This is a genomic window from Pseudomonas sp. P135 (genome assembly GCF_020312125.1).
Taxonomy (GTDB): Bacteria; Pseudomonadota; Gammaproteobacteria; order Pseudomonadales; family Pseudomonadaceae; genus Aquipseudomonas; species Aquipseudomonas fragariae.
Genome location: NZ_JAGPYR010000009.1, coordinates 100,611 through 125,232, shown reverse-complemented (window position 1 = coordinate 125,232; position 24,622 = coordinate 100,611). Strand labels below are relative to the sequence as shown.

Here is a 24,622-nt window from a genome sequence, read left to right as displayed (position 1 = left end):
GCAGGGGGAAACTGGGCGACCCTTGGGTCGCCTTTTTTCTATGCAGCTTCAGGAACAGGTAGGGCGGGCGGGAAAACATCGTCAAGCGAGCACGCCGCTCCGAGCTTGTTGAGGGCAGCCGTTATAGCGCGGCACTCTGCAAGTCCTGCGGTACGTCTACCCGCTTCGTAGTTGCTTACACGTGTCTGAGTCCAACCTAAAGCAGCTACAAGGTCTCGCTGTTTTATGCCTGCCGCCTCTCGAAACTCAGCAATCCGATTCAGATTCATATGATCGTCTCCGTTAACACACGACCATAATAAGCACACTACGTGATCCTTTCAACACATTAAGAACGGAAAAAAGATTTCATTGCGTGGTAAAAAAAGCACATGAACACACTTGGTCAACACATCAGAAAACTCAGAAAAGAAAAAGGCCTGAGCCAGCAGGCTCTGGCTCATGCGTGCGGGTGGGAATCTCAGTCCCGGATCGGCAATTATGAGAAAGGAACCCGCCAACCCAGCCTGCAAGACATCAGGAAAATCGCAGACACATTAGGCGTTTCTTTTGTCGACTTAGTAGCCTTCACTGATGACAACGCTCAGCCGCTCGTCGTCAAACTAAAGGACTCAGCACCCAGGCTTACTGAGAAAGCAAAGGAAGGTCGAGTGCCGGTAGTAGGAACCGCCCAGCTGGGCAATGAGGGCTACTTTGACGCCTTGGACTTCCCACCCGGTCATGGGGACGGCTATCTAAACATTCATAGCGATGATCCGGATGCCTACGGACTGAAAGTCACAGGCGATAGCATGTTGCCACGTATCAAGAACGGAGAATTCGTGCTGATCGAACCGAATAAAAGCTATGTAAGCGGCGATGAGGTCATGGTCCGTACCGCAGCCGGAAGGACGATGATTAAAGAATACATCTACCTGAGGGACGGGATGTACCGATTTGACAGCGTGAACGCGGAGCATCCGCCTATCCACATCGCTGAAAATGAAATTCTCGAAATACACCTCGTTGGCGGAATTCTGAAATCATCACGATTTTTACACACAGCAACCGAAATTTAAACACAATACGTATTGACACAAAAAGCACGCTGCGTGATATTTGTCTCACTCTTCCACCACAGAGCGAGGCAATACCATGCACACCACAGCAACCCTGCACGTCCACCCAAAGGTCACTGACCCGCTGCGCGTCTTCGAGGTTCGTCACCTAGCCATTGTGGCCGGCTGCATCTTCATCACCAGCAAACCAAAGAAGCCAGCCCGTGCCACCCCTTCACCGTTCGATCCGAACGACGGAGGGCGTGCAGCATGAGCAAGTTCAAAATCGACGCCAATACCCTGACTCTGCTCAAAGCGCAGGCCAAGCTTACGGAAACGTTCAACCACACCATTCGCTCCGCAAAAAGCGGTGCTCTGCCCTTTCGTCTCAAGGTTGAACACGCCTCGGCGGAAACGCAGTTCAGGGTCGAGGTAGGTAATCAACGCCACTCCCTGACGCTGCCAAACACCCCAAAGATGCATATCCAGCTGGCAGCTTTTATCGAAGAGATAGCTAACGGTCCGCTCGATCTAGGCACATCCACAGCAAAGCGCGCCGATGGAAAATACAACGTCCTCGACGAGCAACTGAGTCTGCAAGTATTCGATCTGGTACGCAGGGGCGGCATGCTCAGCCTGGACGTTGGGCGTGAACAGCCGATCCATGTCTCGATTCATCGCAATAGAACCCGAACAGCAGCTACAACCCTCATGACAATCGGAGTCAGGCAGCCCCGGACCAAGTGCTTCACGCTGTCTGGTCCAGATGCCGAAATCCATGAAAAAGTCGTTGAGTCCATCAATCACCTAGCCAGCATTGCGACTCCCGCGATGCAAGCGGCGTAGGAGGACTGATGGAACGTACCTTAGCTCAGACCGCCAAGCAACTTGGCATCAGCAGACCAAAGCTCATCGCCATGATGCGGGAAAAGGCACTACTCAATGAACGGAATCTTCCCGCCTACCCAACACGGGACCGCGAGTACATGCGTGTCAAGGACAGTAGCTGGTTCCATCACCAGTCGGGCATGCAGCACAGCCAGTCAACCAGAGTAAAGCAGCCTGGCATACGCTGGCTCGCTGAACAACTGGGGCTGGCTGTGCCTGAAATACCGGCTGACAAACGTGACGTGGCCTAGGGAATACGCTCGCCAGATCGTCGCGCTGCATACGCGGGAGGAACGCAATGCAGCGCTTCTTGAGGTTCCTGAACACCTGCGCGAGCTCACCAAACGGCACTGCCTGAACAGCTGGAACCACCCCAAGCGGAGAAGACCGAATGAACCAAGAAGCGATTGACCATTTGCTGATCGACTTGCTGCGCATTCCTCCAGAACAGCGCACTCAGAATGATGTGGCGACTGCCGTCGCGGAGATCAACGCAGTTGCCCTGCTCGAAGCTGTTGCGGCAACACCATTGCAGCAGGAGCAAATCAAGTTGCTGGCCATCACTGAGTTTTTGGCCTGCGAACTTCAAATGGTCGAAGCCCATGTCACGCTTGAACTACATCCGACTTCCAGATACCGGACTCCCCCCACCCCCACCCCCACCATGCGTCGACCTGACGCGGGCTACGTGTTTGGACGCGGAGAGACCGCACAGGAAGCCCTCATGGACATCCACGACTACATCCCCAATCCAAAAGAAGCCGCAGCATGAAGGACAACAGCCAGAATCCACTACGTCTGATGCCAGCACCGGAAGAGGCCACCGTTGAACTGCTGTATCGAACCTTCGGAGATGTACTCATCCCCCTGGACAAGCTGCGCGAGCAGTACTTCCGAAACCTCAACGAACGGTCGTTTGTAGCGGAGATTGAGAACGGGCGAATCCCGCTCCCGATCACCACCTTGGACACGAGCCGCAAAGCACCGAAGTTCGCGCACATTCGGCACGTCGCAGCTCTGATCGACATCCGCGCATACAAGGCCGATGAAGAGATGGGCAATTCTCAAACTGAATCCAACTTACCGACATAACCAAAACGGCTGCCACCACCAGCCGAGCAACCTCACCAGGAGCACACCACATGACTACGATTCAAATCTGCGTCTTGATCGGACTCATCATTTCAGCCGGCCTGCTTTTGTGGTTTGGCTACATGATAGGCCGTAGCGACGGCATCAAAGTTGGAATCACGAGCGCCGAGCAAGTACCCCGCGCACAAGACGTCTTGGCGATCCATGAGCTTGAAGCATCACTAAGGCTGATCCGCACGGACAATGAGCAATTGACGCAACACTGCGAAAGACTACAGCGAAGTTTGGCTTTTGGGACACAGGAAAGAGACGCGCTGAACGACATAGCCGAGAAGCTGAGAATTGCTGCAGAGACTTTCAGCGCGTTTCGCACCGGTAAAAAGCTTGAGCGTGACTGCTTAGCGCTCCGACAGCAAGCGTTGCACATGGCTGAAGTGCTCGGCGTGTCAGATCAGCAGGTGAACGCAGCATGAATCGATCAACCCCCCTGCTGCGGCTCATCCCGCAAGCTGCTGGTGACCTGCATCAGCAGCACACCGAAGCCATTGCCGAACTCCGTGCTACGACCCGCTTCAACAAAGAGCTGAACAATCGACTGCGGTCGATGATTGGCCCTGACGCTTTGCGCACCTTGCGCAAGAACGTGGAGAACGCACTGCTACTGGCCGATCTGGTCGAGGAGAATGACCAGACGCAGGTGCTTTACGTCGTCGGCACAAAACCAGAAGCGTCCGATGAATCAACTTGCAACCAAGCATCGGAGGAAAGCGGCAGTGATTACTCACAGACTGACCACCAGCCGCAAGCCGCTTTGCTCCGCAACAGCAGTTGGAGCACCACACAAAAAACAAACAGTCTCTGCTGCACAGCAGCAGGCATTACTGCTCTTCCCAGCAGCACCAACGAGGCGCCTGTACCCCACGAAAAGCTGCGCGAGGCAGCCACTCATGATGCAACGCTAATCGCTCAGAATCGCCCGCCCGCGCAGCCTTTGGTGGGGGGCAAGACCCTGTCGCAGATCTGTGATAGGCCGTTCCAGTTTGCGTGCCCCGTGGAAGCGCTGTACCGCTTTCCCAACGATCATGAACCCAGCTTTTCAGACATTGGGCTGAGACGCACGAAGTGCGGCCTGCAGGCTAGCGCAACGGTCGCGAATGAGGTGAAGCCATGAGCCGCACGAGAGCGCGGGACAAAGCGCGCAGACAACTTACCGAGACCATCGCGGTGCTGAGCGACAGCGTGGCCCTCCTCGGTAAGTCACGCACACTGGTCGAGAATGTCGGTACTCCAGATGCAACTCAATACCTTGCAGATTTGGATGCCTTTTGTGCCCGTCTCTTTCCTGACCAAGTGCACCAACACCCCGATAATTTGGCAGTCGACAATTTCGCTGCCGCCATGAAAACAAAGCTAGCCGAAGCTCGCGCTAAAGGTCGTCGTGGCTGGAGTGAAACCGGGGTACAGGATAGAACGCTGGCAGAGATGTTGGTCGCGCATATTCCCAAGGGAAACCTTGGCAACTTCGAGGACATCGCCAACTTTGCGATGATGCTTCATCAGCGCGATGCCCACCCTCGGGAACTGACATTCGCCTATAACGCGATGCTCAGCACAATTCCAACCAGACGGGTTCAGAGCGGGCCCAGTAAGATGGCAACGTCCAACACAGCGATGGCTAGAGCGCGCCCTATACTATTCAACGGGCCAATGACGCACGCATTACTGGCAGGCCAGAAGACAGCAACGCGCAGGTTGGTGGAAACGCCTCCCCATACACCACAAACGGAGCTTGCAGAGGGACGTGGAGCGCAAACGGCAGGTGTACACACGGCTGATTGCCCTTACGGCCAGCCAGGTGACCGGCTTTGGGTACGCGAAGCATGGATACCCTGTCCCGACGCCGGACATGAGTCCTGGAGCAACCACACCTTTAGTTACTCGGCGTGGGTGAGAACAGGCAAAAAAATCTGCGACGTTCCAGCAGCCCTTCGCAAACCGAGACACTGCATCTACCGGATAGATGTAGTTGGTGACTCCTACGGTTTTAAATGGCGGCCCAGCATCCACATGCCCCGTTGGGCGTCCAGGATTCTGTTGGAAATAACAGATGTACGCATCGAACGGCTGCAAGACATTACGCCGGAACAAGCCATTGCCGAGGGCGTATTGAGCTGCCGCGACCATCTGGACCCAGATGGCATTGGTTACTCGGAAGAAGAGCTGTTCTCGATTCTATGGGGCTCGCTCAACGGGCACGAGAACTGGAACGCCAACCCGTGGATTTGGGTGGTTGAGTTCAAGCAGGTGAACCTATGAATACACTGTTCCTACTTATGGCCCAGTACGAAGGCCAAGCAGTCGTTCCGTTAGATCGCGTTTGTAGAGACTACATGCATTTGACGGTTGAGAAATTCAAGCGAAAAAGACTTGACGGCGAAATTGACATTCCGGTGGTCCGCCTGGGGGCTGACAGCCAAAAAGCGGCTCTGGGCATCCACTTGAAGGATTTGGCTGACTACATTGATCGACAGCGGGAAAAAGCAGCTAAGGAGCAAAACCAGCTAATGGGGCGAGCAGCCTAAGCTGACATGGCTCGTCCAAATGTCGAGCCACTGTCAGGATCGTAGCATTTAGCTTTTCATCGACAGGACGGCAGCCTGTTTGACTTGGGCGTCAGACATGTTGCCCGAAGCTTTCTGCAACGATCCATTCGCACTCATCAGTGCCGCATTCAATCCAGCAAGCGCCGTTTGCAACGAACCAACTTTGACTTGCTTAGCTTGAGGAGACAGGCTGCTATCTGACATCGCAGCTTGCACTTCAGCCATTTTTTCAGCGATCCTTTCCTTTAACTCACGAATCCTAATCAGCGTATCCTTAACGTTACTTGGTAGATTGCTCTCTTTGATATCACGATTTGGATCGTCCTTAGCGGTAGATTTTGCAATACCGGCAGTAGACAGAGAAACCTTAACACTCGGTGGAGCCGCAACTGACTGCGATTCAGTTGAAGCCGTGCGTTCGTCGTCCTCCAACTCATTTTTCGTAGATTCTGTCAGTAGCGAAAGCTCGCTTAAACTGAGAGTACTTATATTGGTAGTTAGCATGTGAACTTAACTCTTGTATGACTGGACAATGTATCGGCAGCGCCACACATATCTTTAGACATTATGGGTAGTGCTGTAACTCGCATCCCACCGTCTGTCGACCCAGGCCTAATTTCCGCTACAGAAAATGGAATGATCAGCAGACAGACGGATGAAACCTTTTGTTCATGGCGAGGCTCGTAAGGCCTCACCTGTAAGCACGCCCGCTTGAGACATCACATTTACGTCACGATGCTGATCTGAATACCATTGCGTCAAATTTAGTACAAGGCGACTGTGGAAGACTGCTACCCCTTGCAAACATTGGCCCAGTCCATAGAGCTCGTCCAATCCATCACCGAGAAGTTGAACATTTTGGAATGCTGCCTCCAGCTATGGGGCCGCGCCGAAAACTCCAGTATCTGTAGCGGCAGCAAGAAGCATAGTCAACCTCCAGCCCCGTCCCGAAACAGCCCATGAGGACTGGTCTAGGCGGAAGGTGGGTAATCATACCGCTCGTCGTATTCCAGATTGTTTTTGCTAAGTGTTCCGGGTTTCCGGCAGATAAGGTGGAGGGCGCTGCTCTTTTTGAAGCGGAGCAATTTATGGACAGTGAGTCTAAAATGAATCTGTTGCGGGAAACAATGCTTACAACACGACTGGTGTCCGCATTTGTGGCATGTGCCATTATCACATTAGTCATTGGGCTAATAGCCTACACTGGTATTGGAAGCTTAAAGAGCAATATCGACAACGTTATCGGCAATAATTTAGTTTCCGTGTCTAAGACGAGTAACGCACGGGCGAACTCCGTTGCTCATTACCGAGACTTGCATAGAGCTTTGTTATTTAAATATGAGAAAGTGGATCAAGCAGCGTATCAAGCAGTAGTTCAGTCTGTAGCAGATAACCAAAAAGAAGTAGAGCAGCTTTTTAGGGAATATCGACAAACACCACTGGAAGATGATGAGCGTGTTGCTGGCGACAGTTTTGAAAGAGACTGGCCCGCGTATATCGAAGCAGGCAATCGAATGATAGAGCTGACTACAGCCGATGATTTGGAAGGTGCCGCGAGGCTGTTTGCACAGCAGGTCGATCCTGCTTACAAGGTAGTAAACGATGAGCTCAAACTGATTGTTGCCTCTAACAATCGTCAAAGCTTGGAGGCAGGACCTGATGCAGACTCAACTACCAACAAAGCATACTGGTCACTGGCCTCAGGTGTAGTGATAGCATTTATAGCTGCAATTGCATTGGGACTGATTGTAACAAGGTCGATAACGCGACCGCTGTCAGCAGCACTGCTCACTGCGGAGCAGGTTGCTGGTGGAGACCTTTCACGCAACATCGATGTTAGCGGCAAGGATGAGATCGGAACGTTGCTTACAGCTCTCAGCACCATGCAATCTAACCTAAGAGCCACTATAAAGGAGATAGGCAGCGCAGCTGACCAGCTCGCTTCCGCATCCGAAGAGCTGAATGCTGTCACCGAAGAAAGCTCTCGGGGTCTGATCCGCCAAAATGACGAGATTCAGCAAGCCGCAACTGCCGTTAACGAGATGACAGCTGCGGTAGAAGAGGTAGCTCGTAATGCCACCGGCGCTTCAGAAGCCTCTGAACAGACGAGCCGCAATGCTGTAGAGGGACGAGACCAGGTCAAAAAAGCTGTCGATTCTGTCAGCGCGATGGCCGACAAGATTACAGACTCAACCGACAAGGTTGAAGTTCTTGCTACGCGCGTTAATGAAATCACGAAAATACTCGGAGTTATCCAGTCTATCGCTGAGCAAACAAACCTGCTGGCTCTGAACGCCGCTATTGAAGCGGCCCGGGCGGGGGAACAGGGAAGAGGCTTTGCTGTAGTCGCAGACGAAGTTCGTGCTCTTGCACACCGTACACAAGCGTCAACCGCAGATATTGAGTCAATGATGGCCCAGGTACGCACCGGTGCCGAAGAGGCTGTTTTTGCGATGAATAGCAGTAAAGCTCTAGCCGCAGAGACTCGTAATCAGGCTGTTGAGGCTGGGATAGCTCTCGAACGCATCACCGAAGGGGTTTCAACAATAAATGAAAAAAATCTTGTGATAGCCAGTGCTGCGGAGGAACAGGCTCATGTTGCACGGGAAGTCGACCGCAATTTGATCAATATCCAGGATCTTTCCACACAGACCGCCACAGGGGCGCATCAGACAAACGCGTCCAGTTCAGAACTCTCACGTCTTGCATCCTCGTTCGGAGTACTTGTGGCCAAGTTTAAAACCTAAATGCCGTAACTTCGCTCGGCGAACGACTATTTTGTGTGTAGCAATATCCTTGAGAGCCTACGGTAGCGATGTTCAACTGAATACCATTGCGTCAAATTTGCTACAAGTCGGCTTTGAAAGAGTGCCGCCTACCGCGAACACTGGTCGAATCCGAAAGGTTCGTCCAGTCCATCATCGGGGCGACGGAGAAGCGGCGGGACACTGTTGCAAGCGGATCGCCAATGTTTGCTGAGGCTTCGTTGTTTTCGATGTTCATGTGGATTGGTCTTTTACGCGGCGGGTTATCGCCATCCCTTAGCTGGCCTCAACAACATGCATCATTGAGAGGCGGTCAGCGAGAAAATGGCTCAATTGAATCGAGCGATACGTGGGACCACACAGTGGCCCGCACGCAGAGACGCGATCAATCGGGAAAGGCCGATAGTTTATCAGGAAAGCGGCAGTTCTGATGACGTGCTGATTCGCAGCCGGATTTCAGGCACGGGAGCTGAACGTGTCAAAAAGCGCCAACGGCAAAGGCATTTTCCGGGCGTTTTTTTCCGAGGATATTCTGCTCGCAGACAGCATTGACGCTCCTCACAACGCTGGTGCTTATTCTGGAAAGGACAGCTCTGGAAATGCGATCGTCGTTGGAGAGTACAGACATCCGTATCGCGGGCAATGCGGGAAGCAGCGAGCTTGTGATAATAGGCGTATCGCCCGGAATGAGTGATAACTCGCCCACGCCGATACCTACACCGGCACTGATGGCATTGAAAACGGCAAAATTGGACTCTGAGGTGAATCGTATCTCGGACGCCATCCCGGCAAACTGCAAGGATTGGACAGAGACCTCTCGGCATATACAACCATCGGGAAAATGCACCAACGGTATCGGATGCCCTGCCCTGATCAGCCTGGCATCGCCGATCCAGTGCAGTTCTTCACGCCTGATGTATTCAGAATGCTCCATGACCCGAGATTCCGGCACTGCGACAACGGCCATGTCCAGTAGACCCTGGTCGACGTCGTCTATCAAGAACGACGACGTCTTGCAGACCAGCTTTATCTTGAGATCGGGGTTTGATCGAGCCAGGGCTTTTACAATCCCGTGAAGGAAAAAGAGTGCGTAATCATCCGGCATGCCCAGACGCAATTCGCTATCAGGGTTCTTGTTCTTCAAGCGGAACAAATTGTCATGCATGGCGAGAATCTTTTCAGCGGCCGCCAATACTTCTTCGCCAATGACCGTCAGCCGAAAACCGTCGTCGCCTCTGACGAACAACTTCAGTTCCAGAAGTGCTTCCAGCTTTTTTATCTGCATGCTGATGGCTGGTGGAGTTTTGCACAGCGCAACCGCAGACCGCGTGATACTTCGAGTTTCGCTCACCGATTTGAACGTGCGCCAAAGGTGCGTATCAACATCAAAGATTCGAGACATCCGTTTTCCCTGTTTACCCGGTGCAAAGCGGAGGGTCGACTTTGCTGACCGGGTGTTTTCCCGCTCCGGGGTTTTTCCACTGCACCCCGGCTTTCCTTCCCTCTATAGTTAGGCCATTTGGCGGGTATTCGCAAAGTATTCCTGAGCATCATAGGACATAGGGCTAAAAAACGGCGGGCTGAATCGATTTTCTGCACCCCGATCATCTTTCTGACCGTTCATTTACAGATGAAAACTTCGGTACGTCCAGACTCCCCTCCGCGGCACGGATACCGAGCTTCTTTCAGGAAGCTTCCTCCCGCAACGCGACGCCAAGCGCCTGCAGCAGAGGCGTATTTTCACAGGCGATGTACGTGACCTCTGCGTCCTCTGATGTATTGACGTGTTTGTGCCAACGCCAGACGGGAATATAAACGGCGTCTCCAGCTGTCCAGGCAACGAGCGTCTCTCCTACCATCGAAAAACCGGTGCCTGAAATGATATAGATGATGGTTTCATAGTTATGCCGATGCAGGCCCGACCCTTGCAGCGGCTGCAGCGCACCGAAGGTCATACTTATCGACCTGGACGGCAGGTCGACAACATGAACTTCGTGCTTTCTTGTTTTGCTGAACGCGTCCAGCGTGGTTGTTCTGACCCCTTCATGTAACAGCGTGCCCACGTCCTCGCCAACGGCCAGACTGGCGGGAACATGCACGAAATCACCGGAAGAAAAAGTATGGTTATTCATGCTCACCTCAAAGTTTATCGAGAAACTCAAGTCGCGCCTTGATCATCATGACGGCGGCGTGCCGGACTATTTCAAAACGAGTCGGTTTTTCCATCACCAGACGCGACAGAATCGCCAACAGGGTGTCCGCGTGACCATCGTCACATTCGATATGCAACGTGAAAAATCTGAGCCTCTCTGCAGCAACGCCCTGACCCGAGAAGCCAGTGACAATGTCACTGTACAGATGAGGAACAATGGCCTCGGCCCCCAGGCACAACGCCGAGAGTCCATAAATACCATTGGGCTGTTTGCAAAAGTTCATCATTGTATCGATGAGGTGCTGCGTGGAAGGAAGCGTGGCGTGCGCCTCCAGGTTCAGGTCGAAGGAGCACAACATCTCACGGTAGATAGCCGAATGAGTGGGTTCGGCGACTTCACCAAAACCCAGTTCTTCGAAAAGATTTTCGAACACTGCCAGAATATCTTCATCACCCTCAAGATGACTCATTAACTGGCAGATGTACCGCGTGAAATAACGGCTGTATTTCCCTTGTTGCACGAGAAAGTTCTTCAGCCGGTCTATCGGCATGCTTGCCGCACGGCACTGAACCAGAAAAGGATGATCGAAAACCTGCTGGATCAGTTCGTCTCTTAACTGTGCAAGCTCTTGCAGGATGAACTCATTGCCCAACGCACGGGCAGACAATGTACGGGTATCTCCAACCATTAAATCCATCAGGCAATCCCTCGCGATGATTCGTTGTGTAAGGTCGATAGGTAGGCACGTTTCAAGATGTCCAGTCCGCGCTCTAGTACAGGCAGATCGATGGTCAGCGGCGGCATCAGTTTGAGCACTTCATTCAAGGGGCCACAGGTTTCCACAAGCAGACCTTGTGACAGGCATTCTGCAGACAGCTTGCTCGCGCGCCGTGAGTCGCCAAACCTCAATCCCATGAACAGCCCTCTCCCGACAATGCGAACAGCCTCGGGGGGCGAATGAGCAATTATTTTTTCCAGTGCAAGGCGCAGGACGGCGGAACGTTGCGCTATCGAGCGCTCGAACCCGTTGTCTTGCCAATAGCTCAGTGCCGCCGCAGCCGTCACGAATGCAGTGTTGTTTCCACGAAAGGTGCCATTGTGTTCACCGGGCGCCCACTGATCGTGCTCCGGTTTTATCAGCACCAGTGACATCGGCAGACCATAACCGCTGATGGACTTTGAAAGGCAAATGATGTCGGGGGATATATCGGCAGATTCGAAGCTGAAAAACGTGCCCGTACGACCGCAACCGGCTTGAATATCGTCAATGATCAGTAGCGCACCTGAGGCCCGGCACAGCTGTTGAATTCTCTGTAACCATTGCGGCCGCGCGCAATTCAAACCGCCCTCGCCCTGCACAACTTCCAGAATAATGGCCGCCGGCGGCTCGAAACCTGCGCCTGCTGAGGAGAACATCGTTTCAATGATATACGCGCTGTCAATGTCACGCCCCAGAAATCCGTCATAAGGCAGCCGAACGACGTTTGACAGCTCTACGCCAGAGACGGCTCTTTTATCGGCGTTGGCGGTCAGCGCCAGCGAGCCCAGCGTGACGCCGTGAAATGCATGGGTAAACGCAGCGATGCAAGTGCGTCCGGTGATCTTGCGGGCCAGCTTCAAGGCGGCCTCGATTGCATTGGTCCCCGTGGGCCCGGTGAACTGCAGTTTGTAGTTCATCCCCCGCGGCGTGAGGATAATCCGCTCGAACTGTTCGATAAACCGAGACTTCGCAGCGCTGTGAAAGTCCAGGGTTGTCGTGATGCCGTCCTGCTGAATATAGTCCAACAGCTCTTTTTTCAAACGCGGGTTATTGTGGCCATAGTTCAGTGATCCGGCCCCCGCAAAAAAATCGATGAACTGCCGCCCCTCGACGTCTTCGATCACTGCCCCTTGCGCCGTCGCAAACACAACGTCACAGTCGCGACAATAAGAACGCACATTCGATTCACGCTCGTAGATAGCCATTGATGGGTTCATGCCTGCTTCCCTTGCCCGGAAAAATTAAACTACGCTCGCGCCATGATGTAATGCCCCAGGCTTTTCTCGGGCCCGTAAAATATCGACAGCATGTCCTTGATGTCTAAATGCAGAACCGTACACTCTGACGTTTCATGCAACTCGTCTCGAAAGCGAATGTTCAAGTCACGGAACCCCATGTGGGCCAGTGCTTTTATCGGTGTGTGCGGTGTATCGATAAAACAATTGGCAAGGACGTCGTAGTTTTTTTCTTTCAGGCAATACTGCAAAGCCGCTTTTACCAAGGCAGCAAAAATACCGTAGGGGTAAGCCGAAAATATCTGATCACGGTGCCTGGCCGGAACCATGAGTCGCGCACATTCGATCAGCGCGCCTTGCGCAGTTGCCCGTATCCCGGAAATGTCGGCAAAATTGTCGATGGGCAGACCTTGGTCCCCGTCGACAATCATGCGCATGACCCCCACGGCGGCTCCCTCGTCGTCAGTGGCGAGCAGGTAGACCGAGTTGGCATGGTAGCGATCATTGCGAGGATCGGTGTCATCCCCGTCCAGCCAACCTAACTCCTCGCTGTACACTTCCTGCCAAACAGCCTTGACCAGGGCGAGTTCGATATCAGAGTTTGCAAGTAACACGTTACCTTTGAAATCCTTCGACGTGGCTTCGTCAAAGGACAGTGTCGATCCGTTCATGTTGTGCATTCCATAGCGTGTAGGTATAGGAAACTGCCATTATTGAAACAATCATTGCGACTGCACTGATGACACCTACGACGGGCGCTTCAACGAACTCGAGAAGTGTTCCCAGCAGGAAAGAACCTATCGGACTGCCCCCCATGAAAAACAACATCAGTAACGCTAACACCTGAGCTTTATTGCCTGAAGGGGCATTTTCCTGAATCAGCGTCTGCCCCATGCTGAGGGCAATACCGCCCAGAAACCCCCAACTCAATACCCCTAAAAACAGAATCCACTCTGTGAGCACGGACGGGATAACCGCCAGCAGTAACGACGCGAGCAGGCAGGAACTGATCAGTGCCCGTAATTTATTTTCTATCCCGCCCTTGACGGTCAAGACAATGACGGAAGCGATCAACCCGACCATAAACACGATATTGAACAGCGCCAACAACGAGGCGTCGTACCCCGGCAACCGGGAAATATGTAGGGGCAGCATGACGAAAAACGAGCCCAGAAAGAACACACCGATCAGGCCGTTCAATAACAGTACCGGGAAGATGACCGGGTGCTGAATGGAAAACCGCAGCGCGGTACTGGTTTCAGCGATCAGGCCGGAATGAGGCTTGCTGGGTGTGGTCACCGAAATATAAGAGGCGGCCAGGGACGACATCCCGAACAGAAGCGACAACAACAAGAACATCAGACCGACGCCCACCTGCGGTGCAAAACCTCCAATGGCGAAACCCACCGTCTGAATCCCGAACTCAATCCCGATGTTTATAGTGACGATCTTTTGCAACTGTTTCTTGCCCAGTACATTCAAGTAAAGTTCTCTGGCAGGCGCACAAAAGGCCGACAGCACGCCAAAGGCCAACGCATACACCAGCACGTTGGCGTAGGTTATTGCGGACTGGTAGCTCCAGACGGCGAAGACCAATGCCGTCAGCGCGCCACCCAGGTACACGCAGACCAATAACCTGCGCACCGGCTTGCGATCGGCAACATAACCGCCATAGATCACCAGCAGCAGCACCGGCAACATCAGGCACATCTGGGCGATGCCAAATTGAAAGGCCGATGCATGAACGACGCTGATCAGTACCCAGGGCAGAAATACGCTTTGTATTCCCACACAAATGAACCACAGACTGGAGGCCAGGAGGAACCTGGAAATATTGTGCCGTTCCTGAGTATCGAGCACTTCGTTCACGGCGCCTTCCTCAAAGGGCTGGCCCCGATCGGGGCCAGCTGGTTCAATTGACATTGAAGTGCTTGCGATGCTCCTCGGGGTTTGCCCACGTGCCGTCGAACTCATAAATACCGTTGTCGAACGTAGAGCCGTCGAACCAGTAATACTTGGGCATGGGGGGAAGTTCGGTGCTGTACGGTGCGCCCTCCAGGTCGCAAAGCATCAGCGCTGAACGACAGAGAATCAGGTAATGCGAGGCCGTCGGTGCCACGGAAAGAATAGGCACGTTTCCTGTGTCTTTCATCCAGCTGAAAATATCGGGAATGCTCGGAAAACGAGGCTGATAAGAGGCCTGGAGCATGACCAGCCTTTCGACCAGTTCAGGTGTCATCTGCGCCTCTTCCGGAATATCGTAAAAATCCTCCAGCGTCAGGCCTGCCTTGTCGAACTTGTAGATGTTGGCGCCCCAACCGACCACCGAGGATGCCAGCAAGCCTTTGCACCTGGCTGAGTGACGGTACGCCCTGTGCAGTGCATAGCGCTCGGCAATGCTGTAGAAGTCCATTTGATCCAGCACCAGATCACAGTCTTCCACAAACGCTTCAGCGGTGTGCTTCTGTATACCCTCCGGAAACACATCAACGCTCACGTCCCCCGCCAAACGGTGAACCAGCTCGGCAACCACCAACGCCTTGTTACGACCGACGGTTTCCACTGAAGCACCAAACTGTCGGTTGATATTGCTGATTTCGAAAGAATCGGGATCGGCAATTTTGATATGCCTTACACCCAACCGTGCCAGCCCGAGGGCCACGGCACCGCCAATACCCCCTGCGCCTGCGACGCCGACAACAGCATTGGAAAGCTTACCCTGATTGGCCATCTGCTCCAGTTTCGAGTTGCCGAGAAAACAACCGCTGCGTGAAACCCGCTCGTTGTATACCCGCTCGTCGAAAACGCCTGGAAATTTAACAATGCGTGCTTTCTTCAACATGATCTGCTCCTTGCTTTAGTTGCGGCCACCGCAAAAACTACAGGCCAGTGACAATCGGTTATATGAGCCTTCCAGAAAAACCCGTACTTCGCGATAGAGTTCGAAACGCTTTTTTTCAAATAACATGGCGTGGGTGCCTTTATCGATCAGCACGTACCGTTTACTGGAAGCATTGCTCAGGTGTGTGTACAGCCAGTCGATATCCGCCGCGGTGGTCAGCACATGATCATAATCACCGCGTGTGATTAACACAGGCACCGTGATTGTGGCAGGGTCCCAATACACGCCATGCCAGGCATCGTAGATATCCTGGGCAAAGCCTCCGGGTACTTTAATCATGTTCTTTTGATGCGCTCTTTCCAGCGCTGCATCACCGGGCCAGTTTTTTATAAACCCTTGTTCAAGCTGCGTCTCGGTGCCCGCCGGACGGTCTTCTTCTATCATGGACAATCGCTTGTCGACCGGAATCTCATAAAAGCTCTTGTCGGGTCTTTCGGCACTGCCGAACAAGCCTCGGACAATCTCCGGGCTTGTGGTATCACGCCGGACGATGGGCGAGTTGAACACGACCTTGTCTACTTTTTCGCCGTGCGCGCTCAGGTAATACCCCACCGGTATCGCGCCCCTGGACGTGGCGATAATCGTCAGCTTTTTAGCACCGGTAAACTTCAATACATAGTCGACGGCGGCATCAATCACGGGCACCAGGCTTTTGGCATTGCCCACCGATTCACCGTTGGCGTGTGGACTGGCCTCGCGCATTTCCGAATAATCATCAGAACGACCATACCCCGGCAGGTCCACCACCCAGGCCTCGCGTCCTGAATTGGCGACGTCTTGGGCCCAGGAATAACCGTCAATGGCGTACCCGGCCGAGAGATTACCTGAAATGGTTGCGCCATGAATAAACAGAACAACTTGTGACTCTTTCATTGTTTGAGTGTGGGTCCCTTTCGGCGAATCACGCCAGAGGGCCATTTTCATCGCGTCAGTTTTTAGCGTGACGGTATGAATTTCCACACCGTCTATATTTGCGGCTGAACTGGCAGGCAGTGGCGCCGCGCTCACCATTAAGGCGGTGGTACAGGACGCAATAAACAACGCAGCAGAAGCAATCCCTTTCATCAGTCGACGTCCTTGCGATAAAGTGGATAAAAGCATTCCATAGGGGCTGCTTGTTGTCTGTTCAAACTTTTTTAAGCCCCTTCACTTTTTTTTAATCATGCGTGCTGCGAAGAGGACTATGCTTGGCCATTCAGGGAGGCGCCATGAACACCAGCCAGGCATTCAGAAAGTTACATGAACGCAATGAGTTATTCGTCATGCCCAATGCTTGGTGTGAGGGAAGCGCGCGCCTCATTCAGCAGTTGGGCTACGCCAGCCTCGGCACCACCAGCGCGGGGATTGCCTATGCACAGGGCTACCGCGATTCATCTCCCTCGATGGACAATGAAGATCGCTTTGCGGCGATTGAACGCATCGTTCGGGCAGTGGACATACCCGTGACGGCAGACCTGGAGAACGGTCTGGCGAAAACACTGAGCAAGGTCGAGGAGCATTTCAGAAGAGCCCTGACCGTCGGCTGCGCCGGTGCGTCCATTGAGGATATATCCGACTATCATGACCCGGACACCCCGCTGTATTTCTCCATCGAAGAAGCGTGCGATCGGGTGCGCGCTGCGAGCGAGGCCGCCCACGCGCTCGATGCCGATTTCATCGTCACCGCCAGGACCGACTATCTGCTTGGAGCGCACGCGTATTCGTTGACCGAGGTTATTAAACGGCTGGTCGCGTTTGAAGAAGCTGGAGCCGATTGTCTGTTCGCACCCGGCGTGAAGTCGATCGAGGACCTTGAGGCGATTCAGAGAGCGCTCAGCAAACCTCTCAACGTCCTGCCTGTTTTCGGTATGACGATTGACAGACTCAGGGCAGTAGGCGTTCGCCGGATCAGCCTGGGCAGTTCATTGTTTCGTAACGCCTACCGGCAGATCTTCACTGTTTTACTTGGATTGGAAGAACCAGAGGGGCTGGATTTTCTACAATCGGGACTGAGTCTGAATCAGCTCGATGAAGTGATGCGTTAGCCAGGATCGAGTGTTTGCATGGAGCATACATGTGATATCCGATAGAAACCGAAATCCCGTTATTGGTCTCGAGAACGGCGTGACGATCAACCGTAGCTCCTTTCGTCTGGCCTGGCGGACGCTGAGGTTTGGTAAAGCAGAGCAGTTGGCAACTGAGATGGCAGGCGTTGAAAACTTACCCGTTTCGACGACAGGCCTGGCGACGGTACTGAGCCCGGCCATGCGGCTTTTTGACGGGTGTGCAGACATGGGTCTATGGGACGATGATACTTATGACCTGTTGATCATTTGTCTTCCCCCCGACGGCAGCAGATCGGACACCTACAGGCATCTCATCCGTGTGGCACGTCAGGGTGTGATTATCCTGCGCTGACTTTCAGGCCATGACGGGCGCGTTATCAGGGACAGGCAGCTCTGATCCGGATGCTCTTCAGTTGCCTCGCAACTCTATCGCCGCCACGCGACCTCACTCCGAATTCAACGGAATAATCACCGCAAACGTAGTCCCCAGATCCGCTTTCGACGTCACCTCGATACGCCCGCCGTGCGCATCGACTATCCTGTCGACGATGAACAGGCCCAGCCCCAGGCTTGAATAAGGTCCGTTGTCGGTCATCTTTTCGGGTGAGTAACGGTCCATCGGGTTGAAGATGAACGGAAGCACGTCTTCGGGAATCGGGCTGCCGGTGTTGTGGACGGTAAAGTGGAGCTCGTTCTTCGAGACGGCCAGCGTCACTTCGACGGGATCGCTGCTATTGCCGTGCTGTATGGCGTTGCCGATGAGGTTGGAGAAGACCTGCTCCAGGCGATCGCCATCGAAGCGGCCAATGACCGGTTCGTCTGAAGTCAGACGAATGTCTGCTTCCGGGTGGACCGTACTCGATTCTTCAACGATGCGGACGCAGATGGGTTGCATGTCTACTTCGGTCTTTTTCAGCGGGATGCCGGGACCGATCTGTGAGCGCGTGAAGTCGAGCAGGTCGCCAACGATCTGGTTGGCCCTTTTCACGCTGGAATAGATCCTCGATGCGACCTTGGTTGGCCGCGCGCCCAGATCATGGGTGCGCAACAACACGTCGGCACCCAGCAGTATGGCGCTTAGCGGGGTGCGCAAGTCGTGCCCGAGAATGCCCAGAAAGATGTTGCGTGACGCCTGGATCGCGCTGGTATAGCTGGAGATAGACTCGGCCAGGGCCTGATCTATCGCCTCGTTGAAACGGATCATGTCTTCGATCTGCTGTTGAGTGTCCAGCGCCTCTCGCGACATCCACTGTTTGATCACGCTCGCCCGTAATGCCCGAAACTCCGAGACCACCTGATCGATGGTGAAGCCCGACATCAATCGAGTGATCGCGTGGCTTTTCGCTGCGGTCTGTTCATCTGACGCGCCGTGCCCTTGCGACTTGTCGACCTGCTGCTGCGACGACTGATCCGTTTGCAGATCAGTGGCGATGGCCCGCAGCATTCGCTCGGCATGGTCCCTGAGCTCTGCGGTATCCAGAGGCTCGCCGAGCGTGGACAGGGTGCGTGCGAAATCGGTCCATTCGCGCACGATAGGCTCGATGTTGTCGAGGATGAAGCCTGATAACCGCATAGCCATTCAAACCTGAACATGAACCCGGCAGACTGCAGATTCGTAGGGTGAGCCAAGTATCCGTCCCGATCAGGCGGACAGATACAATATGGAGTGAAGTTCACACAGGCAAGGGTATAACGGAATACCGAATTTAATCGGCAAGTGCCTGTAAACGAGCCTGAACTGCATCGTCGAAAATGATGTAAAGCGCTTCGGCATCGGCTGGGCGCAGCTTTCTGCTGGTCTCCAGACCGTGAATGTATTCGATCTGCAACGCCGCTTCGGCTTCCACGTCGGCGCGAGTGCTGGTTGCGTCGAGCGCCCTTACCAGATCACTGATTGCTCCCTGTAGAGGCTTGGGGAGCCGTAACTGGTCAAGTCGTTCTTGCATGCGCTCGGTATTCCGCTAAAAGCCAAAGAGTGGGCAGCAGATCATGCAGCGGCGTGCAATGCAAGAACATGCGTCTGTTCATCGATGAGCTGATGATGCAGCGCGGCCCTCCAGCAGGTTTTTCAGGCTGTAGGTCACCACGCCCAGGATGATCAGGTCATCGTTGTCGGTGACATGCAGTGGTGGGTAATCCGGGTTTTGCGATTCCAGAATCACCACATCGCCGCGCATGTGCAAACGTCGGCAGATCTGCCGTGCATTGAGCGAGGCAACGACGATGTCACCGTGCTCGGCGTACTGGCTGCGGTCGACCACCAGCATATCCCCGCTGCACATGCCGCCCCCCTGCATACCTTGATCTTCGATCCTGGCCAGGTAGGCGTGCGGCTCACGGACCTCACAAAGCTCGGCGATGGAAACATGCTTCTCTACCACTGGCGATCTGGAGCCAACGGACGACAGCGATATGAACGGGAGTTTGATGCCCCCTGCCGACAACGGGCCAAGGAAGGTAACACTCATGAGGCGAGCCTTTTCTGATTAACTGTATACATATACAGTTAATCGTTTATCGGCGGTCAGGTCAATCGCAATGCCAGATACCTCGACAGATGGCGCGGACCGAAGACCACGCCTTTCAGCGCTCACCTCACAGGCCATCAGGGCGTTGCATCACCCTTCGACAACTGCGTAATCAACGCCACGGTCAGGTAAAGCCTGGGTGCGATGCTCGATAACTCGATGTATTCATCGTCGGCATGCAGGCCGGCACCGACCACGCCCATGGTTTCGAGCACCGCAGGCTTTGCACTGCCCGGCACGTAGGCATAGCCAGCGTCGGTACCGAAACGCATGGCAATCGGCTCCAGAGTGCGACCGGTTTTCTGGTAAAGCGTCTGCGCGGTTTTCGCCAACTGGTCGGAGCCAGGATTTCTGGCCAGCGGCGGCCGGCCTTTTTCCATTCGCAAGGTCACTTCGGTGCCATCGACCAGCGTCTTCTTCACGATCTTTTGTCCGTCAGCCAATACGCGATCGCTCTCGCTGAGGTCGGAATAGCGCATGTCCGCCTCGGCCGAGGCGCTGGATGGAATGATGTTGCGCTTCTCCCCGCCCTTGATCAGCGTCCAGTTAACGGTCGTGCCTTTGCCCGGGTCGCCGAGGTCCTTGAGTTGCAGCAACTGATGCGCCAACTCGATGGCCGCATTGCGCCCGGCCTCGGGCGCGGAGCCTGCGTGTGAAGACTTGCCTTTGACATCGAGGAGCAGGCCATTGATGCCGTTGGTGGCGACGGTGACGGCATCCTTGTCTGGCGGCTCGAACGAAAACACGTAGTCATGCTGGCGGGCGAGTCCGGCGATGACTTTTTTCGAGCCGCTGGAGCCGGTCTCCTCGTCCGGGTTGAAGAGCACAGTGAGCGTGCCGAACGCCTTGAACCGCTCATTCTGCAACAGCTGCAGCGCATGCAGAATCATCGCCACGCCGCCCTTGGCGTCTGCCACGCCCGGACCATAGGCGCGCTCGCTGTCGAGTCTGAACGGACGCTTGGCGGCGGTGCCCGGCCCGAACACCGTGTCGTAGTGAACCATCAACAGAAAAGACCGTGTGCCGGTGCCTTTGAAAGTACCGACGATATTGTCCCCCGCCGAAGGCTCTGCCGGCGTGGTGGAGACTTCTGCGCCCAGCGCCTTGAGACGTTCGACCAGCATTGCGCTGACGGTCTTCAGCCCGGGAGCCTGGCCGGTGCCTGTATCGACATCAACGAGCTGGCGGACAGTGTCGAGGTAGGCCGGTTGTTCGGCCTGGGCTTTTTTCAGCAACTGATCGGGTGACAGCTCGGCGGCGTCGGCAACCATGGAAAACACGCCCATGGACACCAGGTAAAGTCCGATTGCGGCAGTGATGGGGAAGCGTCGTGAATGCATGCTGGTTCCTTCAGATGATCGCGAGTTGAACAGCATCTTTACCCCAATGCGCCGCTCGACGCCACAGGCCAGACCGGTTGCGAGACCGGCTCATCTCAAGGCAAATGTCTGCTGCCAGAGGCCCGATGGCCTGATAGGTCCGGCAATCGTGCAGCGCGCAGGCCGCTAGGCAGAGGTTAAATTCATATCGAGGGAACAAGCGGTCAGTGCGAGGCTCAAAAACAGTCTAGACAAAGGTATTCACGACAATGCCGTCCCTCAAGGCCTATCATCGGCAGCAGAAACGCTGCGGCCTTGAGTGGTCGACAGCGCTCGGGTAATGTCATCCAACCGCACAGGACAGAGCACGCTCATGACTTCCAAGCTGGATCAACTCAAGAAATTCACCACCGTTGTTGCTGACACCGGCGACTTCGGCGCAATCAAGAGCCTCGAACCCGAGGACGCCACCACCAACCCTTCCCTGCTGCTCAAGGCCGCTTCCGACGCAAACAACGCCAAGATGCTGGGCGAAGCGTTCGACGGTAGCAAGGGCGACATCGGCCTGGCCTGCGACCGCTTTGCAGTCGCCATCGGTCAGGAGATTCTCAAGGTGGTTCCGGGCCGCGTATCCACTGAAGTGGACGCACGCCTCTCGTTCGACACCAACGCGCTAATCGAGCGCAGTGAGGGTTTGATCGGTCTGTACGACGCCGCAGGCATCAAGCGTGATCGGGTGCTGATCAAACTGGCCGCCACCTGGGAAGGTATCCGCGCAGCTGAGAAACTCGAGAAGGATGGCATCCAGACCAACCTGACCTTGCTGTTCTCCTTCGCCCAGGCAGTCGCCTGCGCCGAGGCCGGGGTGTTCCTGATTTCGCCGTTCGTGGGCCGTATCTACGACTGGTACAAGAAGTCGACAGGCACCGACTACACCGGCGCAGAAGACCCGGGCGTGCAGTCGGTAACGCGCATCTACAACTACTACAAGGCCAACGACTTCAAGACCGTGGTCATGGGTGCGAGCTTCCGCAACCTGAACCAGATCGAACAGCTGGCCGGTTGTGATCGCCTGACCATCAGCACCGATCTGCTCAAGAAGCTGGCGGAAGATACCGGCACTCTGGAGCGTAAGCTTACCCCGGATAAAGCAGGTGAGAAACGTTCGGATACGGTCAAGAACTTGACCGAAAGCCAGTTCCGCTGGGCTTCCAACGAAGATGCCATGGCTACTGAAAAGCTGGCTGAAGGTATTCGCCAGTTCGCTCGCGATCAGGAAAAGCTGGAAGCACTGCTCTCCGCCAAAAAAGCCTGAACATGAAAAAGGGCGACACCTTCGCAGGTGTCGCCCTTTTTGCTGCCTGCCGTTCTGAGATCAAAGAGACAGACGCAACTGATGCCTAGCGCTGACCTTCCAGTGCATTGACCAGATCATGGAACGCTTCACGATTGGAGTCGTTGAGGCCCATGAGGATCTTGTGCGCTTCGAGCACCTTGGCTTTCACCACTTCTTCGCACTGGTCCTGTGAAGGCAGATCAGTCAGGCACTCAGGCCGCGGCAGAGGCCGGTCAACGATGTTGAAGACCTGGTCAAAGCCCATCGACTGCAACAGGCGCGTGATGTCCTCGTGAGTGGTCACAAGGGTCGGCAACAGGCCTACCTTCTGGCGCGACAGAATCGACAGTTTGGCCAGCAAGCCCAGCGTGGTGCTGTCAATGCTGCGCGTCTCGGTCAGATCAATGACCACCGCCGAGAAATTCAGCGCAGTGAAGATGCGCTCGATAGTCGCATCCAGGGCCGAACACAGCGTCAACCGCACTTCACCCACGAACTTGAGAACGAAGGTGCCTTCCTGCTCGGCGAACTGGATTCTACCGGTACTCATTCAAGATTCCTGCTTAACACTAACAAGGCGATATCATCCGGCATCTCCCCTAGCGTTGCCAATTCAAAAACCCGCTGCAAGCCATCCAGGCTGCCGCCAGCCGCCTTGACCAATTCGGGAAGGACGGCTTCTTTCTCTTTGAGTGTATCACCGGGTAACAAGTCCAGTATGCCATCAGACAACATGGTCAGACTGAAGGACTCGGGCAGATCGATTTCGTGATCCTGATAGGTGGCCTCGTTGAACAACCCGACAGGCAGTCCACGACCTTCCAGATAATGCGCCTGCCCTTCGGAATACAACACAGGCAATGGCAGATGTCCGCCCACTGCGTACGTCAGTTTACCTGACTCTTCGTCGATGACACCGCCGACCATCGTAACGTGCTTGCCCAGCTTGCAACTGATGAGGCCACGGTTGATATGCCCCAGCACATCAGACGGCTTGAATTCCGGAAGCGTGCCGCCACGCTTGGACTCGAACAGCAGCCGAGTGGTCATGAACTTCAGCAGCACGGTGATGAACGCCGATGACGCACCATGCCCTGAAACATCAGCCAGATAGAAGGCGACGCGCCGTTCGTCGACCCTGAAATAATCGACAAAGTCGCCGGACAGGTACAACGATGGAATGATCTGGTGCGCGAACTTGAACGCGTCAATTGACCACGGCGTGATCGGCAGCATGTTCATCTGCACTTGCCGACCCGCGTCCTGGTCTTCCTGCAACAGATGAAGACTGGCTTCGAGTTCGCGATTGGCCTTTTCCAGCTTTTCGCGATAGACCTGGTTTTCAGTGAGCAGGCGCGCCCGATCCAGCGCACGACGCACCGAATGCTCGAGTACGGCAAGATCTTCGAGGGGCTTGATCAGGTAGTCGGCAGCGCCGAGACGCAAAGCTTCGACTGCATCGCTCATCACGCCCGCGCCGGAGACGACGATGACAGGCGTCTGAGGAGCAATGGCCGTCACCTGACGGATCAGCTCAAGCCCGCCCATCTGTGGCATGCGTAGATCGCAGACCACCAGATCGGGGTTCTCCTGCTCGAATATCTGAATTCCCTGCAAGCCATTACTCGCTTGCAGAACGCTGAAGCCACTGTCTTCAAGGTAGGCGGCAAGACTTGCGCGCACTACGTCGTCGTCATCGATAATCAGCAGCTTGGCACTGGTTTTTGGCATGGGGGCAAACGGCGCCAGATCAGGTTGGCGTAGGCGGCCCGGGATTACCGGAACCCGCTTACTGGATTCGCTTCTAGCCTCTCCGCAATAACACGCAACAACTTGATAAGTCTGTCGTGTTTCAGAGGTGCCCTTCAAGGCGCAGACGGTACTCCCATCCGACGGGTGTTTCAAGCATGCTCCTACCCTCACTTTGCGCTCTTTACATCGCAAATCACCCAGAGTTAT

General features: G+C 54.6%; 31 protein-coding genes and 1 pseudogene. 15 read left to right on the top strand and 17 right to left on the bottom strand.

The window, feature by feature from the left end; genetic code table 11:
• Positions 1 to 38: 38 nt before the first annotated feature.
• Complete coding sequence (locus KBY08_RS16020; RefSeq protein WP_005767966.1) at positions 39 to 269, bottom strand: helix-turn-helix transcriptional regulator; 231 nt, start codon at positions 267 to 269, stop codon at positions 39 to 41.
• Between the two features lie 102 nt (positions 270 to 371).
• On the opposite strand from KBY08_RS16020, the gene KBY08_RS16015 reads away from it, so the two are divergent.
• The 10 genes from KBY08_RS16015 to KBY08_RS15970 all read left to right on the top strand — a co-directional run bounded on the left by KBY08_RS16015 (position 372) and on the right by KBY08_RS15970 (position 5,599).
• The gene (locus tag KBY08_RS16015; RefSeq protein WP_225651184.1) at positions 372 to 1,058 is read left to right on the top strand and encodes an XRE family transcriptional regulator; all 687 of its coding nucleotides are present in this window, start codon (positions 372 to 374) and stop codon (positions 1,056 to 1,058) included.
• Positions 1,059 to 1,134: 76 nt separating this feature from the next.
• A complete protein-coding gene (locus KBY08_RS16010; protein ID WP_225651183.1) occupies positions 1,135 to 1,311 on the top strand; it encodes a hypothetical protein in 177 nt (58 codons plus the stop codon).
• A complete protein-coding gene (locus KBY08_RS16005; RefSeq protein ID WP_225651182.1) occupies positions 1,308 to 1,883 on the top strand; it encodes a hypothetical protein in 576 nt (191 codons plus the stop codon). The genes KBY08_RS16010 and KBY08_RS16005 overlap by 4 nt, the downstream gene beginning before the upstream one ends.
• Before the next feature lie 8 nt (positions 1,884 to 1,891).
• Positions 1,892 to 2,176, top strand: coding sequence for a phage antirepressor KilAC domain-containing protein (locus KBY08_RS16000; protein WP_225651181.1), 285 nt, complete (start codon positions 1,892 to 1,894; stop codon positions 2,174 to 2,176).
• 140 nt (positions 2,177 to 2,316) lie between these two features.
• The gene (locus tag KBY08_RS15995; RefSeq protein ID WP_225651180.1) at positions 2,317 to 2,697 is read left to right on the top strand and encodes a hypothetical protein; all 381 of its coding nucleotides are present in this window, start codon (positions 2,317 to 2,319) and stop codon (positions 2,695 to 2,697) included.
• Complete coding sequence (locus tag KBY08_RS15990) at positions 2,694 to 3,017, top strand: pyocin activator PrtN family protein (RefSeq protein WP_225651179.1); 324 nt, start codon at positions 2,694 to 2,696, stop codon at positions 3,015 to 3,017. Before KBY08_RS15995 ends, KBY08_RS15990 begins: the two co-directional genes overlap by 4 nt.
• Positions 3,018 to 3,067: 50 nt before the next feature.
• Complete coding sequence (locus KBY08_RS15985) at positions 3,068 to 3,490, top strand: hypothetical protein (RefSeq protein WP_225651178.1); 423 nt, start codon at positions 3,068 to 3,070, stop codon at positions 3,488 to 3,490.
• Positions 3,487 to 4,188 carry a hypothetical protein gene (locus KBY08_RS15980; protein ID WP_225651177.1) on the top strand — a complete coding sequence of 234 codons (702 nt, stop codon included), beginning with the start codon at positions 3,487 to 3,489 and terminating at the stop codon, positions 4,186 to 4,188. Before KBY08_RS15985 ends, KBY08_RS15980 begins: the two co-directional genes overlap by 4 nt.
• Positions 4,185 to 5,333, top strand: coding sequence for a hypothetical protein (locus KBY08_RS15975; RefSeq protein WP_225651176.1), 1,149 nt, complete (start codon positions 4,185 to 4,187; stop codon positions 5,331 to 5,333). The genes KBY08_RS15980 and KBY08_RS15975 overlap by 4 nt, the downstream gene beginning before the upstream one ends.
• Positions 5,330 to 5,599, top strand: a complete 270-nt coding sequence (locus KBY08_RS15970) for a pyocin activator PrtN family protein (RefSeq protein WP_225651175.1) — start codon at positions 5,330 to 5,332, stop codon at positions 5,597 to 5,599. Before KBY08_RS15975 ends, KBY08_RS15970 begins: the two co-directional genes overlap by 4 nt.
• A gap of 48 nt (positions 5,600 to 5,647) precedes the next feature.
• Here KBY08_RS15970 and KBY08_RS15965 read toward each other — a convergent pair whose 3' ends face one another.
• Positions 5,648 to 6,124 (bottom strand): hypothetical protein, encoded by a 477-nt coding sequence (locus KBY08_RS15965; protein ID WP_225651174.1) that lies wholly within the window; start codon positions 6,122 to 6,124, stop codon positions 5,648 to 5,650.
• A 455-nt stretch (positions 6,125 to 6,579) separates the two neighbouring features.
• On the opposite strand from KBY08_RS15965, the pseudogene KBY08_RS26835 reads away from it, so the two are divergent.
• Positions 6,580 to 7,512: pseudogene (locus KBY08_RS26835) on the top strand (MCP four helix bundle domain-containing protein); the annotation flags it as partial.
• A complete protein-coding gene (locus KBY08_RS26830; protein ID WP_412548561.1) occupies positions 7,504 to 8,367 on the top strand; it encodes a methyl-accepting chemotaxis protein in 864 nt (287 codons plus the stop codon). The pseudogene KBY08_RS26835 and the gene KBY08_RS26830, both read left to right, overlap by 9 nt.
• A 100-nt stretch (positions 8,368 to 8,467) precedes the next feature.
• On the opposite strand, the gene KBY08_RS15955 is transcribed toward KBY08_RS26830, so the two are convergent.
• The 9 genes from KBY08_RS15955 to KBY08_RS15915 form a co-directional block, all read right to left on the bottom strand.
• Positions 8,468 to 8,623, bottom strand: coding sequence for a hypothetical protein (locus tag KBY08_RS15955; protein WP_206735716.1), 156 nt, complete (start codon positions 8,621 to 8,623; stop codon positions 8,468 to 8,470).
• 240 nt (positions 8,624 to 8,863) lie between these two features.
• Entirely contained in the window at positions 8,864 to 9,787 is a 924-nt protein-coding gene (locus KBY08_RS15950; protein ID WP_024642147.1) for a LysR family transcriptional regulator, read from the bottom strand.
• Positions 9,788 to 10,070: 283 nt separating this feature from the next.
• Positions 10,071 to 10,517: a cupin domain-containing protein gene (locus tag KBY08_RS15945; protein WP_011267323.1), complete on the bottom strand. Its 447-nt coding sequence runs from the start codon at positions 10,515 to 10,517 to the stop codon at positions 10,071 to 10,073.
• 7 nt (positions 10,518 to 10,524) lie between these two features.
• The gene (locus tag KBY08_RS15940; RefSeq protein ID WP_003406996.1) at positions 10,525 to 11,235 is read right to left on the bottom strand and encodes a TenA family transcriptional regulator; all 711 of its coding nucleotides are present in this window, start codon (positions 11,233 to 11,235) and stop codon (positions 10,525 to 10,527) included.
• On the bottom strand, positions 11,235 to 12,503 hold the full coding sequence (gene ectB / locus KBY08_RS15935) for a diaminobutyrate--2-oxoglutarate transaminase (protein ID WP_024660677.1): 1,269 nt from the start codon (positions 12,501 to 12,503) through the stop codon (positions 11,235 to 11,237). Before ectB ends, KBY08_RS15940 begins: the two co-directional genes overlap by 1 nt.
• A gap of 41 nt (positions 12,504 to 12,544) precedes the next feature.
• A complete protein-coding gene (locus KBY08_RS15930; protein WP_011267320.1) occupies positions 12,545 to 13,204 on the bottom strand; it encodes an N-acyl amino acid synthase FeeM domain-containing protein in 660 nt (219 codons plus the stop codon).
• Positions 13,179 to 14,402, bottom strand: coding sequence for an MFS transporter (locus tag KBY08_RS15925; protein ID WP_011267319.1), 1,224 nt, complete (start codon positions 14,400 to 14,402; stop codon positions 13,179 to 13,181). The genes KBY08_RS15930 and KBY08_RS15925 overlap by 26 nt, the downstream gene beginning before the upstream one ends.
• A 43-nt stretch (positions 14,403 to 14,445) precedes the next feature.
• On the bottom strand, positions 14,446 to 15,375 hold the full coding sequence (locus KBY08_RS15920; RefSeq protein ID WP_024660676.1) for a ThiF family adenylyltransferase: 930 nt from the start codon (positions 15,373 to 15,375) through the stop codon (positions 14,446 to 14,448).
• A 15-nt stretch (positions 15,376 to 15,390) separates the two neighbouring features.
• Positions 15,391 to 16,500, bottom strand: a complete 1,110-nt coding sequence (locus tag KBY08_RS15915) for an alpha/beta fold hydrolase (RefSeq protein WP_080267689.1) — start codon at positions 16,498 to 16,500, stop codon at positions 15,391 to 15,393.
• 143 nt (positions 16,501 to 16,643) lie between these two features.
• Between KBY08_RS15915 and KBY08_RS15910 the strand changes: the two genes are divergently transcribed.
• The gene (locus tag KBY08_RS15910; RefSeq protein WP_024660675.1) at positions 16,644 to 17,459 is read left to right on the top strand and encodes an isocitrate lyase/PEP mutase family protein; all 816 of its coding nucleotides are present in this window, start codon (positions 16,644 to 16,646) and stop codon (positions 17,457 to 17,459) included.
• A gap of 31 nt (positions 17,460 to 17,490) precedes the next feature.
• The gene (locus KBY08_RS15905) at positions 17,491 to 17,832 is read left to right on the top strand and encodes a hypothetical protein (RefSeq protein ID WP_024650968.1); all 342 of its coding nucleotides are present in this window, start codon (positions 17,491 to 17,493) and stop codon (positions 17,830 to 17,832) included.
• Between the two features lie 93 nt (positions 17,833 to 17,925).
• Here KBY08_RS15905 and KBY08_RS15900 read toward each other — a convergent pair whose 3' ends face one another.
• The 4 genes from KBY08_RS15900 to KBY08_RS15885 all read right to left on the bottom strand — a co-directional run bounded on the left by KBY08_RS15900 (position 17,926) and on the right by KBY08_RS15885 (position 21,348).
• Positions 17,926 to 19,053, bottom strand: coding sequence for a sensor histidine kinase (locus tag KBY08_RS15900; protein ID WP_024660674.1), 1,128 nt, complete (start codon positions 19,051 to 19,053; stop codon positions 17,926 to 17,928).
• 133 nt (positions 19,054 to 19,186) lie between these two features.
• Positions 19,187 to 19,426: a hypothetical protein gene (locus KBY08_RS15895; RefSeq protein WP_011267313.1), complete on the bottom strand. Its 240-nt coding sequence runs from the start codon at positions 19,424 to 19,426 to the stop codon at positions 19,187 to 19,189.
• A gap of 78 nt (positions 19,427 to 19,504) precedes the next feature.
• On the bottom strand, positions 19,505 to 19,948 hold the full coding sequence (locus tag KBY08_RS15890) for a LexA family protein (protein ID WP_003407014.1): 444 nt from the start codon (positions 19,946 to 19,948) through the stop codon (positions 19,505 to 19,507).
• Positions 19,949 to 20,085: 137 nt separating this feature from the next.
• Positions 20,086 to 21,348 carry a M20/M25/M40 family metallo-hydrolase gene (locus tag KBY08_RS15885; RefSeq protein ID WP_024640596.1) on the bottom strand — a complete coding sequence of 421 codons (1,263 nt, stop codon included), beginning with the start codon at positions 21,346 to 21,348 and terminating at the stop codon, positions 20,086 to 20,088.
• A gap of 352 nt (positions 21,349 to 21,700) precedes the next feature.
• On the opposite strand from KBY08_RS15885, the gene tal reads away from it, so the two are divergent.
• Positions 21,701 to 22,642, top strand: coding sequence for a transaldolase (tal, locus tag KBY08_RS15880; protein WP_024660673.1), 942 nt, complete (start codon positions 21,701 to 21,703; stop codon positions 22,640 to 22,642).
• An 85-nt stretch (positions 22,643 to 22,727) separates the two neighbouring features.
• On the opposite strand, the gene rssC is transcribed toward tal, so the two are convergent.
• Positions 22,728 to 23,213, bottom strand: coding sequence for an anti-sigma factor antagonist RssC (gene rssC / locus KBY08_RS15875; RefSeq protein WP_003315067.1), 486 nt, complete (start codon positions 23,211 to 23,213; stop codon positions 22,728 to 22,730).
• Entirely contained in the window at positions 23,210 to 24,394 is a 1,185-nt protein-coding gene (rssB, locus tag KBY08_RS15870; protein WP_003407019.1) for a two-component system response regulator RssB, read from the bottom strand. Before rssB ends, rssC begins: the two co-directional genes overlap by 4 nt.
• Positions 24,395 to 24,622 lie beyond the last annotated feature (228 nt).

What these genes read in the sequence shown, in the direction of transcription:
- KBY08_RS15910 (WP_024660675.1), top strand. Translation starts at nt 16,644, where the DNA reads ATGAACACCAGCCAGGCATTCAGAAAGTTACATGAACGCAATGAGTTA.
- KBY08_RS15945 (WP_011267323.1), bottom strand. Translation starts at nt 10,517, where the DNA reads ATGAATAACCATACTTTTTCTTCCGGTGATTTCGTGCATGTTCCCGCC.
- KBY08_RS15940 (WP_003406996.1), bottom strand. Translation starts at nt 11,235, where the DNA reads ATGGATTTAATGGTTGGAGATACCCGTACATTGTCTGCCCGTGCGTTG.
- KBY08_RS15980 (WP_225651177.1), top strand. Translation starts at nt 3,487, where the DNA reads ATGAATCGATCAACCCCCCTGCTGCGGCTCATCCCGCAAGCTGCTGGT.
- KBY08_RS15900 (WP_024660674.1), bottom strand. Translation starts at nt 19,053, where the DNA reads ATGCGGTTATCAGGCTTCATCCTCGACAACATCGAGCCTATCGTGCGC.
- KBY08_RS16015 (WP_225651184.1), top strand. Translation starts at nt 372, where the DNA reads ATGAACACACTTGGTCAACACATCAGAAAACTCAGAAAAGAAAAAGGC.
- KBY08_RS15990 (WP_225651179.1), top strand. Translation starts at nt 2,694, where the DNA reads ATGAAGGACAACAGCCAGAATCCACTACGTCTGATGCCAGCACCGGAA.
- KBY08_RS15915 (WP_080267689.1), bottom strand. Translation starts at nt 16,500, where the DNA reads ATGAAAGGGATTGCTTCTGCTGCGTTGTTTATTGCGTCCTGTACCACC.
- KBY08_RS15885 (WP_024640596.1), bottom strand. Translation starts at nt 21,348, where the DNA reads ATGCATTCACGACGCTTCCCCATCACTGCCGCAATCGGACTTTACCTG.
- KBY08_RS15895 (WP_011267313.1), bottom strand. Translation starts at nt 19,426, where the DNA reads ATGCAAGAACGACTTGACCAGTTACGGCTCCCCAAGCCTCTACAGGGA.
- KBY08_RS16020 (WP_005767966.1), bottom strand. Translation starts at nt 269, where the DNA reads ATGAATCTGAATCGGATTGCTGAGTTTCGAGAGGCGGCAGGCATAAAA.
- KBY08_RS15965 (WP_225651174.1), bottom strand. Translation starts at nt 6,124, where the DNA reads ATGCTAACTACCAATATAAGTACTCTCAGTTTAAGCGAGCTTTCGCTA.
- KBY08_RS15920 (WP_024660676.1), bottom strand. Translation starts at nt 15,375, where the DNA reads ATGTTGAAGAAAGCACGCATTGTTAAATTTCCAGGCGTTTTCGACGAG.
- KBY08_RS15975 (WP_225651176.1), top strand. Translation starts at nt 4,185, where the DNA reads ATGAGCCGCACGAGAGCGCGGGACAAAGCGCGCAGACAACTTACCGAG.
- KBY08_RS15995 (WP_225651180.1), top strand. Translation starts at nt 2,317, where the DNA reads ATGAACCAAGAAGCGATTGACCATTTGCTGATCGACTTGCTGCGCATT.
- KBY08_RS15955 (WP_206735716.1), bottom strand. Translation starts at nt 8,623, where the DNA reads ATGAACATCGAAAACAACGAAGCCTCAGCAAACATTGGCGATCCGCTT.
- KBY08_RS26830 (WP_412548561.1), top strand. Translation starts at nt 7,504, where the DNA reads ATGCAATCTAACCTAAGAGCCACTATAAAGGAGATAGGCAGCGCAGCT.
- ectB (WP_024660677.1), bottom strand. Translation starts at nt 12,503, where the DNA reads ATGGCTATCTACGAGCGTGAATCGAATGTGCGTTCTTATTGTCGCGAC.
- KBY08_RS16010 (WP_225651183.1), top strand. Translation starts at nt 1,135, where the DNA reads ATGCACACCACAGCAACCCTGCACGTCCACCCAAAGGTCACTGACCCG.
- rssB (WP_003407019.1), bottom strand. Translation starts at nt 24,394, where the DNA reads ATGCCAAAAACCAGTGCCAAGCTGCTGATTATCGATGACGACGACGTA.
- KBY08_RS16000 (WP_225651181.1), top strand. Translation starts at nt 1,892, where the DNA reads ATGGAACGTACCTTAGCTCAGACCGCCAAGCAACTTGGCATCAGCAGA.
- KBY08_RS15950 (WP_024642147.1), bottom strand. Translation starts at nt 9,787, where the DNA reads ATGTCTCGAATCTTTGATGTTGATACGCACCTTTGGCGCACGTTCAAA.
- tal (WP_024660673.1), top strand. Translation starts at nt 21,701, where the DNA reads ATGACTTCCAAGCTGGATCAACTCAAGAAATTCACCACCGTTGTTGCT.
- KBY08_RS16005 (WP_225651182.1), top strand. Translation starts at nt 1,308, where the DNA reads ATGAGCAAGTTCAAAATCGACGCCAATACCCTGACTCTGCTCAAAGCG.
- KBY08_RS15970 (WP_225651175.1), top strand. Translation starts at nt 5,330, where the DNA reads ATGAATACACTGTTCCTACTTATGGCCCAGTACGAAGGCCAAGCAGTC.
- KBY08_RS15890 (WP_003407014.1), bottom strand. Translation starts at nt 19,948, where the DNA reads ATGAGTGTTACCTTCCTTGGCCCGTTGTCGGCAGGGGGCATCAAACTC.
- KBY08_RS15985 (WP_225651178.1), top strand. Translation starts at nt 3,068, where the DNA reads ATGACTACGATTCAAATCTGCGTCTTGATCGGACTCATCATTTCAGCC.
- KBY08_RS15930 (WP_011267320.1), bottom strand. Translation starts at nt 13,204, where the DNA reads ATGAACGGATCGACACTGTCCTTTGACGAAGCCACGTCGAAGGATTTC.
- rssC (WP_003315067.1), bottom strand. Translation starts at nt 23,213, where the DNA reads ATGAGTACCGGTAGAATCCAGTTCGCCGAGCAGGAAGGCACCTTCGTT.